This window comes from Pseudomonas avellanae BPIC 631, assembly GCF_000444135.1.
In the GTDB taxonomy this organism is placed as follows: Bacteria; Pseudomonadota; Gammaproteobacteria; order Pseudomonadales; family Pseudomonadaceae; genus Aquipseudomonas; species Aquipseudomonas avellanae.
The window spans coordinates 1-16947 of the sequence record NZ_ATDK01000046.1; the positions used below are offsets into that span (position 1 = coordinate 1).

The 16947-nt window shown below is 61.3% G+C and carries 9 protein-coding genes and 1 pseudogene; 4 read left to right on the forward strand and 6 right to left on the reverse strand.

Features of this window, described 5'->3' with window-relative positions; all coding sequences use genetic code 11:
• Window positions 1-78 precede the first annotated feature (78 nt).
• Window positions 79-774 (forward strand): hypothetical protein, encoded by a 696-nt coding sequence (locus DW49_RS01000000127965; protein ID WP_024421086.1) that lies wholly within the window; start codon window positions 79-81, stop codon window positions 772-774.
• Between the two features lie 626 nt (window positions 775-1400).
• Here the strand turns inward: DW49_RS01000000127965 and DW49_RS0102140 are convergent.
• Window positions 1401-2348, reverse strand: a complete 948-nt coding sequence (locus DW49_RS0102140; protein ID WP_005618139.1) for a LysR family transcriptional regulator — start codon at window positions 2346-2348, stop codon at window positions 1401-1403.
• Window positions 2349-2514: 166 nt separating this feature from the next.
• Here DW49_RS0102140 and DW49_RS0102145 point away from each other — a divergent pair, with 166 nt between their 5' ends.
• Both DW49_RS0102145 and DW49_RS0102150 read left to right on the forward strand, forming a co-directional pair.
• Window positions 2515-3330: an enoyl-CoA hydratase/isomerase family protein gene (locus DW49_RS0102145; protein WP_005618136.1), complete on the forward strand. Its 816-nt coding sequence runs from the start codon at window positions 2515-2517 to the stop codon at window positions 3328-3330.
• Window positions 3331-3441: 111 nt separating this feature from the next.
• Entirely contained in the window at window positions 3442-3807 is a 366-nt protein-coding gene (locus DW49_RS0102150) for an avidin-fold protein (RefSeq protein ID WP_005618132.1), read from the forward strand.
• Window positions 3808-3817: 10 nt separating this feature from the next.
• Here the strand turns inward: DW49_RS0102150 and DW49_RS0102155 are convergent, their stop codons facing one another.
• The gene (locus tag DW49_RS0102155) at window positions 3818-4723 is read right to left on the reverse strand and encodes a serine hydrolase domain-containing protein (RefSeq protein ID WP_005618128.1); all 906 of its coding nucleotides are present in this window, start codon (window positions 4721-4723) and stop codon (window positions 3818-3820) included.
• A gap of 375 nt (window positions 4724-5098) precedes the next feature.
• Between DW49_RS0102155 and DW49_RS1000000133525 the strand changes: the two are divergent.
• Window positions 5099-5766: pseudogene (locus DW49_RS1000000133525) on the forward strand (LuxR C-terminal-related transcriptional regulator).
• 5 nt (window positions 5767-5771) lie between these two features.
• On the opposite strand, the gene DW49_RS0102165 reads toward DW49_RS1000000133525, so the two are convergent.
• The 4 genes from DW49_RS0102165 to DW49_RS1000000134130 are packed head-to-tail and all read right to left on the reverse strand — an operon-like array spanning window position 5772 to window position 16913.
• Window positions 5772-7778, reverse strand: a complete 2007-nt coding sequence (locus tag DW49_RS0102165; protein WP_005618126.1) for a MacB family efflux pump subunit — start codon at window positions 7776-7778, stop codon at window positions 5772-5774.
• Window positions 7779-7780: 2 nt separating this feature from the next.
• Complete coding sequence (gene macA / locus DW49_RS0102170) at window positions 7781-8932, reverse strand: macrolide transporter subunit MacA (protein WP_005618125.1); 1152 nt, start codon at window positions 8930-8932, stop codon at window positions 7781-7783.
• The gene (locus tag DW49_RS1000000134125; RefSeq protein WP_032616502.1) at window positions 8929-16716 is read right to left on the reverse strand and encodes a non-ribosomal peptide synthetase; all 7788 of its coding nucleotides are present in this window, start codon (window positions 16714-16716) and stop codon (window positions 8929-8931) included. The genes macA and DW49_RS1000000134125 overlap by 4 nt, the downstream gene beginning before the upstream one ends.
• Window positions 16632-16913, reverse strand: a complete 282-nt coding sequence (locus tag DW49_RS1000000134130; RefSeq protein ID WP_420865875.1) for a condensation domain-containing protein — start codon at window positions 16911-16913, stop codon at window positions 16632-16634. Before DW49_RS1000000134130 ends, DW49_RS1000000134125 begins: the two co-directional genes overlap by 85 nt.
• Window positions 16914-16947: the final 34 nt, after the last annotated feature.

Consider the following 16947-nt stretch of genomic DNA (forward strand, 5'->3'; position numbering starts at 1 on the left):
TGGCCAAACTGGATCGTGATGCGTTCTTCAATGCTGAGTTCATGATATGACATAGGTTCACCGTACCGGATTGGTCAGGTGTTGCGCTCAGTTTTTGCCGCCGCCATCTCACACATCGCTGTTGTCCACGCTTCCGATGACTCGTGGCAACAGGTCACTGTCGAGCTGCTAATAGGCCTCTATCCATTTTTGCTAGGCATTCCGTTGCTCTGCTGGCTCATCGGCCATATCGTAATCAATCTCTTTCCCCGCATCTGGTTCCGCCCCCCGAAAGGTCCACTCTGGGAGCTTAACCGCAGAACCGGCCTGGTCACAATCTTCGGCTACAAACGCCATCGAAAAGAAGGAGTGATCGACGAGTTCGTCGCGCCGTTCTACGAGTTCGATGCTTACATGATCACCACACATGATCGCCATGGCTGCTATCACGGCTTACTATTACAGCATCGCTACGAGGAGCAGCGCATCAACTTCCACGCGCTGCTCGGCCCCGACGACTTCCAGCAACGCCCCTGCGCACTCTGGGACTTCCTGCAAAACTACATGGACACCAGCGGCCCGATTCCGGACATTCCGTTGTTCGAACCGTATCGGCATTTAGACCCGGTTACCGCCCGCTACGATCAGCAAAATCACCGCAACCCTCGCTACTGGATCGACATGGATGACGCCACGTTCAAGGCCGAGGTTGATGCCATGTGGCAGCGGGTTTATACGATTAACACGTTTAGTCGCCCGAACCTTATGGCGCGGTATGTGGATTACGGATCATGAACTTTAGTGTGCGTTCTGTGGCGGCAGTAATGGACAGACAGGTAACAGCCTCTCGATATTGCCGCTTGACCCACAGCATTTGGCCTCTGATTGCATCTGTTCCCCTGGACTATGTCTCGGTAGCCAGACAGCAATTGCCGCTCAAGTTGACTGGAAATATCCGTGGATAACCTTCAGGTTCATCTCCATCAAGACGCATCCAGTTTGGGTCTGTTGAGGTCGCTGATCCATAAGGCATACAGGCTGCCCGTATGACCAGAGAAAGTGTCAAAACCACCTTTTCATAGAGTCCTCGGGGCCTTGCAGGTAGAGATTTTCAGGGTGGCAAAGCGTTTCGATCAGCACATCGAGGGACGCTCCTGACTACCGGGTTAGTGCGACGACTCTGCTGTCCGAAGTGGCCTTGAAACCCAACGGCATAGATCATGTGCACGCAGCCGGAGTACCCGCGTAGCTGCTCACGGCCTGGCAGTTTTTGATTAACCCTGGCCATGATGTTCTAAATCCGTCCCAGACATTTCGACGTGCCCCCCTCCTTCTGAAGGGCGAAACGGTGTTGATCAATGGCGCTGGAGGTGGCGCTGGGCACTTGGCATTACACATTGCCAAACAGGGTAAGATCGCGCTTATCGTCTGAGTGTTCGATCCCCCGACATAACGGCCGATGTCGCGTCGGGGCTGACCAGGCCTCTGGAAAAATTCTCCACGGCGAAGTCGACAAACGCACGTACCTTGGGCGCCATTTGCCTACTGCTGGGCCAAACGACATGAAAAGTACTACTGCCCATAAGACAGTTGCTGAGAACCTTTTCCAATCGACCGTCCGCCACATGCTCTTCAACAGCGAAATCTGGAACACAAGTGATTCCTCTGCCCGCCTGCGCAAGGTAAATCAACGCTTCCACATTGCTACAGACCATCGTCACAGGGAGAGAGGTGCCGGGCTGGAGCAACATTGATTTCTTGAAAGGCCACTGATACAGCTTGCCAGAGTTCTGCCACCGGTAATGGAGGCAGGAATGGTTCAGTAGATCGGCTGGCTTGACGGGTGTACCGCGCTTTTCCAGATAGGCGGGCGAAGCGACCAGGCATGATCGGTAAGGCCCAAGCGGTCGGGACATGAGACGTGAGTCCTGGAGGTCACTGCCTCGAATAACCACATCGAACCCTTCGTCTATCACGTCCACCAATCGATCAGTGAAATCGAGGTCCAGTTCAATGTCGGGGTAACGTTCCATGAAACCCGAAATGACAGGCAGGGGCAGCCCCGCCGCCAACGCCAGCCCCACCTTCAGTCGTCCTCGAGGCGAGGCGGTCATCGCTGACAAATCGTCCTGAGCCGCTTGAATCTCGCTCAGAATTCGCCTGCATCTTTCCAGAAATACCTCGCCCTCGGACGTTAGCCTGACCGTGCGCGTACTTCGCTGGAATAGCCGGACGCCAACCCGCACTTCAAGCCTGGAAATACTCTTGCTGACAGCAGACGCCGATATCCCCATCTTCCGGCCTGTGGCAACGAAACTCTGGCTTTGCGCCGTTTCGACGAATATTTCCAGACCACTCAACGTCTCCACAACCACTCCCGTATTAATGACCGATCTGTCATTAGTGTTGTGCACGTTACCTGGCTTAATTCAGGCAGGTCAACGGATTACCATGATCAGCACAACGACACTTGAAGACCGGCGATCCTGCACAAGGTCGCGAACACCGAGAACTGAGATGAACACTTCTAACCGCTTGACCATTGTTGCTCAATCCCAAGCCTACTGGCGCGTCATCATCAACAACCCGCCGCTTAACCTGTTTGACCCAACGATGTTCGCTGAACTGAACGTTCTCATGGACACCATCGAGAACGATGAGCATCTCAAAGTCATCGTGTTCGAGAGCGGCGATGCGGATTTTTTCATGAATCACCACGATGTCGAGAACCGTCTTGACGTTCCTGATCAACCAGGTGCGATGCCCTTCTTTGGTAACTGGCCGACATGGGTCACACGCCTTGCGCAGTCTTCCGTCATCAGCATTGCAAAGGTCCGTGGCCGAGCGCGCGCGCAAGGCTTTGAGTTTGCCTTGGCGTGCGATATGCGCTTCGCATCCAGAGAGCACGCCAGGTTCGCACTGATTGAAGTTGGCGGCTCGTCGATCCCTGGCGGCGGCGGTGTCGAATGGCTCTGCGCTCTGGTCGGACGCTCACGGGCATTGGAGATCGTTTGCAGTGCTGACGATTTCGACGCCGACATTGGCGAGCGATATGGCTTCGTGAACCGCGCGCTTCCAGATGCAGAGCTTGATGCTTTCGTCGATTCGCTGGCACACCGTATAGGGCGTTTTGAAAAGCGTGCCTTGAAGACCGGCAAGAAAATGGTAAACGCTCGCGCAGGGCTGCCCACCGAAGCTGACCTGTGGATGTCGAACCACATTCTCCAGGGTGTAGACCTATGGCCTGAAGCCCAGAATGCCTTCACAAAAATGCTCGACGCCGGGCTGGGAAAGGTGGGTGAGTTTGAGCTGAATTTTGCTCAACGGCTTGGCGATTTGCCTGCTGCCTGATTGCGCGGTTGGCCGCCATCAACGTGCATCACCGGCGTGCACACCGCCATTGCCAGCCCTGCAGCGAATGGCTAACCTCCCCCTCATCGAAAATCGCAGGACGCGACATGTATGAATATGCCCACATCACCCATCACTGAGCGTTTGAACAACCGCCGATTCACGGTAGCGGGTAACGCCCACGGGCTATCCGGAGCAGGAACGGTCTTTCACTACGTTGTCGAAGAGGACGCCATTTCGGGTACTTATCAAGGTGGCCGGATTCGCATGGGTCATCAAATCGGACGTGTGACAGGTCCCGATACCCTTGAGCTTCTTTATCACTGCCTGACTACCGACGGCGAGATTCTCGCCGGGTGGTCTAGGGGCACCGTAGGCGTTAATCAGGCAGGACGTACCACCTTGAACTTCGTATGGGGTTGGTTATCGGGTGCGGATGGCGGTGGGGAGTCGAGTTACGTCGAACTCGCCGGGTAGCCCTGCGACCTTATCGAGCGTCGCCAATCTGCCGCTGCGCACCGACAGCGATCAAAAGCTGCTCCAGAACCTTCGCCTCGACCTGCCCCTCATCACCGTGTTCATCGAACACCGAACAGGTCGCCACGTTGTGGCCACTTGAGCAATGGAACACCGCGATTACGCCACCCGGCCCTGTGCCTGTATGCCCAGTAAGTGAAAGCCCGCCGTTTGTGCCACCGATCATCAGGCCAAGTCCATAGCCCGGAGTGGCCCACGGCCTTCCCGGTATTGGGCCGCCGAGCACTATTGCATCCTGCATTTCTTGCAGCAAAGAGGAAGGGAGAAGCTGGCCGGCCAACAAGCGATCCAGCAACATGCTCGACTCTGAAAGTGGGCCGACCAGCAAGCCATGGTAGACCCAGCCAGGGTGGTACGAAGAGAGATTTGCCGGATACACCTCAGCAAGGTCTTCCCGTGTCTTGGCGAATCGGACCTGTGTGACACCGACGGGCAAAAGTACGCGGCGGGCCACGGCGTCCTCCAGGCTCAAACCGGTAACCCGTTCAATCAGCCTGGCGACCAGCAAGTAGCCCACATTCGAGTATCGCCAGGCAGTTCCTGGCGCGTAGCGCAATCGCGTGGCGTCAAGACGCTGCATCATTTCGGCTGCTGGCCACGGAATGTGGCCTTCAGCAACGGCCGCGTGATATTCCGGCAGCTCTGAGTAGTCCGCCAGTCCCGCCTGGTGTTTGAGCAGTTGGCGAAGGGTAAACGGGCCTTCCTTTACAGGGTCGTCCAGCTGTATCAAACCATCACGAACAAGGGACAGTGCCGCAGTAGCAAGCACCGATTTGGTAAAACTCCACCAAGGTACAACCACGTCTGACTGTTCTGTCGGCAAATGCTGACCGTTCAGAATGGTGGAACAAAGCATGTGCGGACATCCTGTAGGGAAAAGAACATTGGCGTGCGTGTGGCCATGTCCTGCGATGCAGGGCATCACGCGCCTGCCGAGTATGCCCTACCGGCCGGCCACAAAAAACGCATGCACTTGCGCCGCCGATTCAAGCCCACCGCGCCCGCCCTCCCCGATCAACAACAATCACCCCTTGTGATGATGAAGTATTTAGGTAACATCAGGCCTGTACCCTTTGCTGTAATTGAAACTAGTCGCGCTCTAAGAGATCATCTAGATGGCATCTAACGCCACGTCCGATCTGCGAAAGCCCGCTTGAAAAAGTTCATGTGACTACTCCGCCATTTCGGCGTCCAAACTCTTGTCAGCAGTTCTGAAATCACGGATGCCTTTATGCCCAATTCACTACTCCCGCAGATTGGCAGGGCCATCGCCAGCATTGGCAGCGGCCATTTTTCCAGCATGTTCCACAAGTTGATCTTGAGTCAGCTTGCCGTGGATGCCACGCACCTGTCCTCGCTGCCGCAGGCCTGGCAGACCCCGCCCGCCTCGGCGCCGACGGTGTTCAACGAGACGGTGACGTCCGCACGCGGCACGTTGCTGCTCAATGATTCAATTCATCTTTACCCTGCGCAGGCTTCTGAAAACTTTAGTTGCAAAATATCGGTCTTCCGGGCGCTTCCTGCCCATGAGTTTTCTGAAGAAGAGCGCCGCCAGCTGAATGATCTTTCTCCGCTCTGTTCTCGATACTCGAAAAACACGTGAATGCTTTGCAACTTGCGATGCCCGGTACCGAGTCCGCCAGGACGGAGAGTTTCGAAGAGCGTTTCCATGAGCGTCTGCGTGAGACCGGGCTGACCCTTTCCGAACGCGAGACGCAGGTTTGCCTCGGCCTGCTCGCAGGCCACACCGCTATCGAACAGGCCGAGCGTCTGGCGCTGAAGGTCAATACCGTCGGCAGTTACCAACGCCGTGCCGCGATCAAACTGGGCATCAGCGGTCGGCACTCGCTGATGCGCTGGATGTATGCGTCGTCCGAGCGCAATTATTCGCCTTGCTGACGGCATCAGTCCCGCGCCAGCGCTTCGATAGGGTCCAGACGGGCGGCATTGCGCGCAGGCACAAAGCCGAACAGCACGCCGATCAGGGTCGAACAGGCGAATGCGGTCACCACCGAGGCCAGTGAAAAGACCATCTCCCACTGCTGAACGAACAGGGTAAACAGGTAGCCGATGGCGTAGGACAGGCCGATACCGATCACCCCGCCCATCAGGCAGACTATGACCGCCTCGACCAGAAACTGCTGGCGAATGTCCGACTGCCGCGCGCCGACGGCCATGCGGATGCCGATTTCGCGAGTGCGCTCGGTCACCGACACCAGCATGATGTTCATCACGCCGATCCCGCCCACCACCAGGGAAATCACCGCAATCAGCGACAACAACAGGGTCAGCGAGCGGCTGGTTTTCTGCACGGTCTGCATGACGCTGTCGAGGTTGTTGGTGAAGAAGTCCTTGGTGCCGTGACGTTGCAGCATCAGTGCCTTGATCTGCTCTTCCACCGCTTTGCTCGGCATGCCGTCCTTGACCCGTACGCTGATACTGTCCAGATGCCGCTGCCCCAACACCCGCCCCGCCGCCGTTTCATAAGGCATCCACAGGTTGAGCGTGTTGCCCGCGATGAACAGGTTTTTGTGGTCGCTGGTGACGCCGATCACCGTGCACGGCAGTTTACCGACCAGAATCACTTGCCCCAGCGGGTTGACGCCCGGCCCGAACAGGCGTTGAGCGGTGTTGTGGTCGAGCACCACCACCTGAGCCTGGCGCCGGGCATCCTGATCACTGAACGTGATGCCGGCTGCCAGCTGGATGTTGCGCACCTGAAAATAGCGACTGCTGACGCCATTGAGCTGTGCATCCACATCGACGTTGCGATAGCGCACCAGCATGCTGCGACCGACCACGGGCGTGGCGCTGTCGATGTAATACAGCTGATTGAGCGCGGCAACGTCTGTGGGGAGTAGCGTTTCGATGGATTTGGCCCGGCTGTCACCAAAGTTGGCACCGGCATAGATGTCGATAGTGTTGCTGCCAATCGACTGGATGTCCTTGAGCACGTAGCGCTTGGCGCCTTCGCCGATGGCTGAAATCGAGACCACCGAGGTGATACCGATGATGATGCCGAGCATGGTCAGCAAGGTGCGCATGCGGTGCGAAATCAGCGCGATCCAGGCCATGTTGAAGGCTTCACGGAACAGCCCCAGGCTGGCTATCAGACGCCGGGGCGCCAAGCCTGGCTGCTTGGCTGTCTGCGCTTCAGGCACGGGCTGCGTTGCCTGCGTCGTGCGTCGGTCACTGATGATTTCGCCGTCGCTGACTTCGATAATCCGCTCGGCGTTGGCAGCCACCTTGGGGTCATGCGTCACCAGAATCACGGTGTGGCCTGCGGCATGCAGCTCCAGCAGCGTGCGCATGACTTCCTTGCCGCTGGCGGTGTCCAGCGCGCCGGTTGGCTCGTCGGCCAGTATCACCTGACCGCCATTCATCAACGCCCTGGCGATACTCACGCGTTGCTGCTGACCGCCGGACATCTGGCTGGGCCGATGCTGCAAATGTCCGCCCAGCCCCAGGCGCGTGAGCAATGCCTGCGCACGCTCATGGCGTTGGACCTGCGCAGTGCCGGCGTAAATGGCCGGAATTTCCACATTGCGGACCGCATCCAGGTGCGGCAGCAAATGGTAGCGCTGGAAAATGAAGCCAAAGTGATCGCGGCGCAGCGCTGCCAACGCATCGTCATCCAGCTCGCGGGTTTCCTGCCCGTTGACCTGATAGCTGCCGGCACTGGCATGGTCCAGGCAATCGAGAATGTTCATCAGGGTTGATTTGCCCGAGCCGGAGGCACCGATGATCGCCACCAGTTCGCCGGTGTGAATGGCCAGGTCGATGTCTTTGAGGACCTGAAATTCGCGGTCGCCTGCCATGAAGCTGCGGCTGACCTGTTGCAGGTGCAGCAGCGGTTGGTCGCCGTTGATCGACGTTTCGTGGAGCGCTTCGATGTCTACTTTCTGGTTCATGCTCAGGCCCCCGCCGCAACCGACGCCGGATCACCGATCACCACTCTCTCGCCCTCGGCAAGCCCGCCCGTTATTTCGACCTGAACGTTGTTGTTGATGCCGGTCTGCACGTTTCGTTGCTCGGCGAAACCCTTGTTATCCAGTACCCGTACGGCGTAAGAACCGTCGGTATTACGCGGCCCGAGTGCGGCCACCGGCACACTCAAGGCACCTTTGGCGGTGCCCAGCACGATGCGCACCTGGGCCGTCATGGCAATGCGCAGGCGATGATCAAGGTTGGGCACTTCAAACAGCGCGTTGTAGAACACCGCCGAGTTCTGCCGGGAAGAACCCCCGCTGCTCTCGGTTTCCAGATAATCCTGCGGCGCGGGCTCGGTGCCGCGCAGTTTGGCGTAATAGCGCTTTTCTTCGCCGAGAATCGTGAAATAGACCTCCTGGCCAGCGCCGATGTGAATGACGTCGGCTTCCGATACCTGAGCCTTGATGGTCATGGTGTCCAGATCAGCCAGTTTCAGCAGGATCGGCGCCAGTTGCTGGGCGATAACGGTCTGGCCTTCCTGAGTCACGACACCGACCACATCGCCGTCGATTGGCGCGATGATTCGCGTGTAGCCCAGGTTGACCTTCGCCGTGTCGATCTGCACTTGTGCGCTCTTTATCTGGGCGTCCAGTGCGCGCACGTTGGCCTGCTGCATCTCGTAGTCGGATTCGGCATTTTCAAAGTCCTGCCGGGATACCGACTGATCGGTCTGTAAATCCTTGTAGCGTTTATAGAGCCGCTCGGCCTGTTTCATCTGAGCTTTTGCCGAATGCCGGTCGGCCTGCAGCTTTTCCTCGTCCACCTCGGCCTGGCGCAGGGTGTTGCGCAGCACCAGCGGGTCGATCTCGGCCAGCCACTGGCCCTTGGTGACCTTGTCGCCCAGCTTGACCTTGAGCGACTTCAACTGCCCCGACACCTGAGCGCCGACGTCCACCTGTTTGATGCCCTCCAGCACCCCGGTGGCCAGCACGGCATTTTCGATGTCGCTTCGTTCCACCTGAGCGGTGATGTAGACCGGTGCTCTGGCCGGCGCTTCGACGGCGTAAAACACCGCGCAGGCCACCGCCACCAGCGCGCCACCCCAACCTGCCTTGCGCAATCCGGGCCGTTTCATTGGGTTTCCTCCACACCGATCGTCAGCCCGTCGTACCACCATGCCGCCAGGCTGTAGACGTCCGGAGCCTTGAGCACGCTGAAGTGATTACCTGGCCCCTGCCACAGCGCAAGCTGCGGCAACAACTGCTGCCAACCTGCCGCAGACGAAGCCTGTTCAAGCTGGTTGTCCAGTGCATCCAGCTGCGGATCATCCACCAGCACCAGACTCGCCCTGCCGTTGTAGCTTCCCGGATCTGGCCGATAGACAGTGCGCACTGCACTGGCAAACGTGCGAACGATGCCTTGCAGCGCCTGCGGTGCAAGGCGTTGCGGCAACAGACCGACGCGCACCATGGCGCTCTGGAGCAGATGCAGTTGGGTGTTGCCATCGCAATCGGCAAACGCCAGCGGGTCGAGTTCCAGGCTTTTGCCACTGGACAGCTGCAACGCCTCGATCAGCCGCTCCAGCGCTGCCGTTGCGGTGTAAGGCTTGCTGCTCAAGCCATCACCGCCGGGCGCTTCGCTGTCAATCAGGGTCAGTGACGCGACGTCGCGGCCACGTGCCTGAAGCTTGACCGCCATGGCGTGTGCCGCCCAGCCGCCAAAGGAGTGCCCGACCAGATGCAATGGCCCTTGCGGGTACATCGCCTCAATCGCCAGCACATGGCTCTGCGCTGCGGCTTCCACCCGGCTGTGCGGCACGCTGCGGCCGTCCAGCCCGCGTGGTTGCAGGCCATAGATCGGCCAGTCCGGCCCCAGCGCCTCGGCCAGGCCGATGAAACTGGTGACACTGTCACCAGCACCCGGTACGCAGAACAACGGCGCATGCCCATCGCGCCCGCTCTGGATGGCCAGCAGCGACTGATAAGCCGGTGCCGAATGCGCCGTGGCAGGCGCGTCTTGCAACGCCTGACCAATGCGCTGGCCGAGGGTGTTTATGTGGGGAGCCTGCATCATGCTCATGTGATCGCCCGGCACGCTGACGCACTGCAGCGCGCCTTTGGGCAATATCTCTGCCCAACCCAGCGTCGGGCTGGTGCCCGGCGGTGCCGTTGGCCGTTGATCGGCGCAGAACAGGTGAATAGGCAGGCTGAGCGGCTCCACCTGGTAATGGGCCAATGCATGACCGTGCGCCACTTCGCGCTCCAGATAGTGGCGCAATTGCCGGTCGTCCGCCTGAGCCAGTTCCTCATACAACAGCTGCTCGTCGCGACACAGTTGCAGCAAGGTGTCGAAGTCTGGCAACGCCGCCTGCTCGCCCAGTGAGTTCAAACGCGCCAGCGCGGTCGAGCCCGTTTCGTCCTGTGCCTGCCAATGCGCGATGCAGTGCGACAGCAATTGCCGCTCCAGCAGGTCCGGCCCCTGCCAGCGCGCCTTGCCCTGATCGGTGAGGCGCGGCACATAGCTGTCGATCAGGCCGAGGAACGTAACGGCCTCGTCCATACCGAGCAATTGCGTGGCCACTTCATAAGCCAGCACCCCGCCGAATGACCAACCCGCCAGCCGGTAATGGCCGCGTGGCTGGACCTGCCGAATGCGCTCGACCAGCCGCGCTGCCAGGCACTCAAGGGTCCGCAACTGCTGCTGGCCCAGCCCGATGCCCGGCAGGCCGTAGATCGGAAAATCGCCATTCAGATGCTGCCCGAGCACCGGGAAATACGCATCCAGCCCGGTGAAGTCGTGAATCAGGAACAACGGTGGCTCGCTGCCGCCCGCCCGCACGGTGATCACTTCCTGGGCGTCGGTGGTGGGCAGCGGACGCTGGTCGAGCAACCCGGCCAGCGCAGTAATGCTCGGGTGCTGGAACAATTCAGCCAGGGTCAGCGGCAACCCGGCCTTCTGCAGCAGGCTGACCAGACGGATCGCCGACAGCGAATGCCCGCCCAGCTCAAAGAAGCTGTCGTGTCGGCCGATTCGCCCGACTTCCAGAACCTCGGTCCACAGCTGCGCCAGGCGCTCTTCCAGCACGCTGGACGGCGCTTGATAGATGGCCGTCGCCAGCGCGTCCATGTCCGGTGCCGGCAAGGCCTTGCGGTCGACCTTGCCGTTCTGGGTCAACGGCAATGCATCCAGGCCGACATAGGTCGCAGGCACCATGTATTCCGGCAATCGCCCCAGCAACTGCGCGCGCAATGTGGCGCTGTCTAGAGACGCATCGCGTCGGGTGAAATACGCCACCAGCCGCAAGGTGCCGTCTTCCAGACGCTGAGTGGTGACGACGGCTTCGGCAACGCCCGGGCATTGGGCAAGCTGCTGCTCAATTTCACCCAGTTCGACGCGCACGCCACGGATTTTCACCTGATCATCGTTACGCCCCAGGTACTCAAGCGTGCCGTCAGCCAGCCAGCGCACCAGGTCGCCGGTGCGGTACATCCTGGCGGCCGCCACGTTGCTGAACGGATCATCGAGGAAGCGCTCGGCGGTCAGGTCCGGGCGGTTCAGGTAGCCGCGTGCCACGCCGGTGCCGCCGATGTACAACTCGCCCGGCACGCCAAGCGGCACCGGCTGACTATGCGCGTCCAGCACGTAAAGCCGCGCATGGGCAACCGGTTTGCCGATATGCAGCACCCCTTGCGGCAGCATGAGGCCGGAACTGGCCACTACCGTGGTTTCCGTCGGTCCGTAATTGTTGACCACCGCAAAGCCCGGATCCTGGTTGAAATGACGCAGGCGGTCGCCGCCGATCAGCAGGGTGTGCAGGGTCGGGTGGCGCAGCTCGCGGCTGAACGCGTATTCAGCCACCGGCGTGGGCAAAAAAGCTACGTGCAGCGGTTGCGCCAGCCACCAGTCGAGCAGCAGGTCGAGCTGTTCGTTGCCGATATCGGCAGGCGGCAGGTGCAGCACGGCCCCGGCACACAGTGCAGGCCAGACCTCCCAGGCCATCGCATCAAAGCCGAAGCCGGCCACACTGGCTGTGTGGCTGCCAGCGCGCAGATCGAAGGCCTGACAGTGCCAGTCCACCAGATTGTTGAGCGTGCGGTGCTCGACCATCACGCCCTTCGGCTGCCCGGTAGAACCTGAGGTGTAGATCACGTAGGCCAGATTTTCAGCGGTCAGCCCCGGCACATGCGGCGTTTCATCACGTTGCAGCCAGTCCGGGCGATCAAGCGCAACCAGCGGCACATGCAGATCAGGCACCCGCGCCAAAAGGTCGAATTGGGCCAGCACCACCACCGGCGCGCTGTCTTCCAGCAGGTAGCCTATACGCTCGTCCGGGTGCGCCGGATCGACCGGCACGTAGCTGGCTCCGGCTTTCAATACCGCGAGCATTGCGCACAGTGTTTCCAGCCCGCGCCGCGCCAGCACCGCCACCCGGTCGTCCGGGCGCACACCAAGCCCGATCAGGTGATGGGCCAGCGCATTGGCGCGATGGTTCAGCTCGTCGTAAGTCAGGCGCTGATCGCCCACCTGTGCAGCCACGGCATTAGGCTGATGCTGCTCGATGCGCTGATGGATGGTCAGCGCGCTTTCAGGCGTGGTCGGCTCGGCATTGAAGCCTTGCAGCAGCTCGCTGCGCTCGGTGACCGGCAGCGTGCTCAGGGTCTGAAGCGGCGTCAGTGGCGCGTGCTCCAGCGCAACCAGCAGGCTTTCCACAGCGCAGGCCAGATAGGCGCAGACCCGCCGCGCATCGATGCCCGCCGAGGTCAGCGCGGTCAGGTCGAACACCTCGCCCAGATCATCGACGCTGAGCGTCAACGGATAGCTGCTGCGTTCGGCCGTCTGCAACAGTTCGATGCCCTGCCAGGCCGTGCTCGCGGCCTCGTCATGACTGCCGGGCGCTGCACTGTGGCGATAATTCAACAGCGCACTGAACAACGGCGCGCCCGCAGGCAGCGCGCTGCAACGCTGGGCAAGGGCCAGCGAAGCGTGTTCGTGAGCGAGCAAGCCGGTCAGACGCCGATGGGTCTGTAGCACGGCGTCGCGGGCGGTCTGCTCGGCAAGGTCGATACGCAGCGGCAAGGTGTTGATGAACACCCCCAGCGTGCGCTCTGCACCTTCAGCACCACCCAGCCGACCGATCAGCACGGTGCCGAACACCACTGTGTCGCGACCGGACAAGCGGCCCAGCACCTGAGCCCAGGCCAGGTGCATCAGGCTCGCCGCGCTGACGCCCAGTTGCCGCACCTGATCGCGGATACGCTGGCTCAGCGCTGCATCCAGACGCAACCGGGCTTCGCCAGGCACCTCAGGCCCTGGCAAGGTGGCCTGAGCATAAGGCAGGGTTGGCTCGTCAAGGTCGCCCAGTTGCTCGCGGAAGAACGTTTCATGAGCGTCGTGACCCGGCCCCAGCAAGGTATGTGCGATGTAATTGCGGTACGGCACCGGCGCCGGCAGTTGCGCCTGCTGATCGAGCAGCACGGCCTGCAACTCATGGCTCAACAGGTCGAGCGCGACGTGGTCCATGATCAGGTGATGGAACAGAAGCACGGCGACAATGCGCTGGTTGTCCGGGTCCTCGGCATGCACCAGACGCAGCAACGGCGCGCCTAGCAGGTTCAGCGGTTCCGGGGCGTGCAGCGCGGGCAGCGGCAACTCGATGACCGGCAACAGGGCATGGCGCCACACCACTTGCACGGGCGTTTCGAGCCCTTCCCAATACAGCGAAGTACGCAGCACATCGTTACGGGCGATGACCTGTTGCAGCGCCTGGCAGAAGGCGTCCAGCCGCGAACGGTCAGCAAATGCAAAGCGCGCTTGCAGGCGATAGGGGTCATCGTCGCCGGCCGACAGGTAATGATAGAAAATACCGGCCTGCAACGGCCCCAGCGGGTAGATGTCCTGAATATTGGCTGCGCCGCCTGTCACGCTGGCAACCACGCGATCAATGCCCGCCTGATCCAGCTTGACCAGCGGCAACAGGTCCGGCGTGATCGAGGTGCAATCCGCGCCAATCAGGTTGGCCGGAATCTTCACCTGGCTGCCGCTGCCAACCGCGCTGGCCAGGGCGGCGAGCGTCGGCTGAGCGAACAGCACGCGCACATCGGCGTCCATGCCCCGGCGACGCATGCGCGCAATCAGGGTGACGGCCAGCAGCGAATGCCCGCCCAGTTCAAAGAAGTGGTCGTGCCGTCCCACCTGTTCGACCTGCAGCAGGTCGCTCCAGATCTCGGCCAGCGCGGTTTCCAGTTCGCCTTGCGGCGGTTCATAGTTGCGTCCCGGCAAGGCCTCGCGATCCGGCACCGGCAAGGCGCGGCGGTCCACTTTGCCATTGGCGGTCAATGGCCAGGCATCCAGGCGCACAAAGGCGTTGGGCACCATGTACCCCGGCAGACGGGCGAGCATGTCGCTGCGCAGTTGCGCCGCTGCCATCGTGGCGCTATCGGCACGTTCGATGAAGTACGCCACCAGACGCGACTGGCCCGGTTCGTCTTCGCGGGCCATGACCAGCGCTTCTTCAATGCCCGGCAATTGCGTCAGTTGCGCCTCGATTTCGCCCAGTTCGATGCGCACACCGCGAATCTTCACCTGATCGTCGTTACGACCCAGATAATCCAGCGTGCCATCGGCGTTCCAGCGCGCCAGATCGCCAGTACGGTACATGCGCGCATGCGGTTGCCCGGCAAAAGGATCGAGCAGGAAGCGCTCGGCAGTCAATTGCGGCTGGTTCAGGTAACCGCGTGCCACGCCTTCGCCACCGATGTACAACTCACCGGCGACGCCCAGCGGCACCAGTTGCTGCTGATCGTCCAGCAAATACACACGGGTATTGGCGATCGGCTTGCCGATGTCGAGGCTGCCATCGGGCAGCAAGCGTCCCGAGGTGGCGACCACCGTGGCCTCGGTCGGGCCATAGTTATTGATCACGGCAAAGCCCGGCTCGCGATGAAACTGCCGCAGCCGGTCGCCGCCGATCAGCAGCGTGCGCAGGGTCGGATGACGCAACTCGCGGCTGAACGCATATTCGGCGACCGGGGTCGGCAGGAATGCGACCTGCAGCGGTTGCGCCAGCCACCAGTCGAGCAGCGCGTCGAGTTGTTCGTTGCCAATCTCTGCCGGTGGCACGTGCAGCGTCGCCCCGGCGCACAGCGCCGGCCAGACCTCCCAGGCCATCGCGTCAAACCCAAAGCCGGCAACGCTGGCGGTGTGGCTGCCTGCCTGCAGGTCGAATGCCTGGCAATGCCAATGCACCAGGTTTTCCAGGGTGCGATGTTCGACCATCACGCCTTTCGGTTGCCCGGTGGAACCCGAGGTGTAGATCACATAGGCCAGATCCGTGGCGGTCAGCCCTGCCACGACAGGGTTGTGCGGCTGCTCGGGCCACTGCGGCCGATCCAGCGCGATCACCGGCACGCCCAGCGCGGGCAGGCGCTCGATGAAGGTGTGTTGCGCCAGCACCGCAACCGGCGCGCTGTCGCTCAGCAGGTAGGCAATACGTTCACCCGGATGCGCCGGATCCACCGGCACATAGCAGGCCCCGGCCTTGAGCACGGCCAGCAAGCCCACCAGTGTGTCCAGCCCGCGACGCGCCACCACGGCAACACGCTCATCCGGGCGTACGCCCAGGCTGATCAGATAATGAGCAAGGCTGTTGGCCTGGCGGTTCAGCTCGGCATAACTCAGCGATTGCTCGCCGACCTGCGCCGCAATGGCCGCAGGCAAACGGGCTGCCTGAGCCTCTATCAAGCCATGCACGGTCTGGTTTTGCGCAAAGCCAAGGCCGGTGGGGTTAAGCGTCTCAAGCAGGTACTGGCGCTCCTGCCTGCCCACCAGCGGAACCTGTGCGAGCGCCGTCTGCTGATCATTCACCAGTGCCTGCAGCAATTGCTCGAAATAACCGCAGTAGCGCTGCACGGTGGTGTCATCGAACAATGCTGTTGCGTAATCCAGCGTGCCGACCAGCGCATCGCCGTGCTCGCCCAGGTTCAGCGACAGGTCGAATCTGGCGGTCTGAGCGCTCTGCTCGACCAAGGCCAGCGACAGCCCATCCATCTGCGGCAGTGAACTGTCCCCGGCCAGCCAATTGAGCGTGGTCTGGAACAGCGGCGCGTGCGCCAGGCTGCGTGCCGGGCGAACGATTTCCACCACCTGCTCGAACGGCAGGTCCTGGTGATCCTGAGCTTCCAGCACCCGGGTTCTGACCTGGGCCAGCAAGGCTTCACCGGTCGCGGCCGACGAAGTGTTGATGCGCACCGCCAGGGTATTGACGAAAAGCCCGATCAGCCCTTCCAGTTCAGCACGACCACGCCCTGCAATCGGGCTGCCGATAACCACCTCGGCCTGACCGGAAAGACGCGCCAGCAGCGCTCCCCAGGCAGTCATCAAGGTCATGTACAGCGTCACGCCCTGGCGCTGCGCCAGGGCACGCAAACCTGCGGTCAGTTGGCCATCAAGTCGGACCGCCAGGCTGGCACCGGCAAAGTCCTGCTGCGCCGGGCGTGGCCGGTCGGTTGGCAGGGTTAGCAGCGTTGGCGCGCCGTCCAGCGTCTGGCGCCAGTAGGCGGCCTGGTGTTGCAGGCGCTCGCCGCTCATCCAGCTTTGCTGCCAGACCGCATAGTCTGCGTACTGAATGGCCAGCGCGGGCAACGGATCGGACTTGCCGTGACGCAAGGCCGGGTACAGCGCCAGCAGTTCGCGGGTCAGCACGCCCATCGACCAGCCGTCGGCGACGATGTGGTGCACAGTCAGCAGCAACACGTGACGTTCGTCCTCCAGCTGTAACAGGCTGCCACGTATCAGCGGTCCGCGCGTCAGGTCAAACGGTGCTGCGGCCTCGCTCACTACGCGTTCGGCCAGCGTTTCCGGGCACAGGCGCAGGTCTTCGACGTGCAGCAGCGAGCTGCCAGGCAACTCGGCAAAAACCACCTCAGCGCCCTCTTCACAGGCAATAAAGCGGCGCGCAGGGTTTCGTGGCGCTCGACGATCCGCGCCAGCGCGGCGGTCAGCGCGTTCACATCCAGATCGCCGCGCAGGCTCAGGGCCAGCGAGATGTTGTACGCCTCGCTGCCGCCTTCAAGCTGGGCCAGGAACCACAGGCGTTGTTGGGCAAACGACAGCGGCAACGACTGGTCACGCGGCGCTGGCAGGATCAGCGAC

Excerpts from the sequence above, each read along its gene's own strand:
- DW49_RS0102165 (WP_005618126.1), bottom strand. The coding sequence starts at position 7,778 with ATGAACCAGAAAGTAGACATCGAAGCGCTCCACGAAACGTCGATCAAC.
- DW49_RS0102150 (WP_005618132.1), top strand. The coding sequence starts at position 3,442 with ATGAATATGCCCACATCACCCATCACTGAGCGTTTGAACAACCGCCGA.
- macA (WP_005618125.1), bottom strand. The coding sequence starts at position 8,932 with ATGAAACGGCCCGGATTGCGCAAGGCAGGTTGGGGTGGCGCGCTGGTG.
- DW49_RS0102155 (WP_005618128.1), bottom strand. The coding sequence starts at position 4,723 with ATGCTTTGTTCCACCATTCTGAACGGTCAGCATTTGCCGACAGAACAG.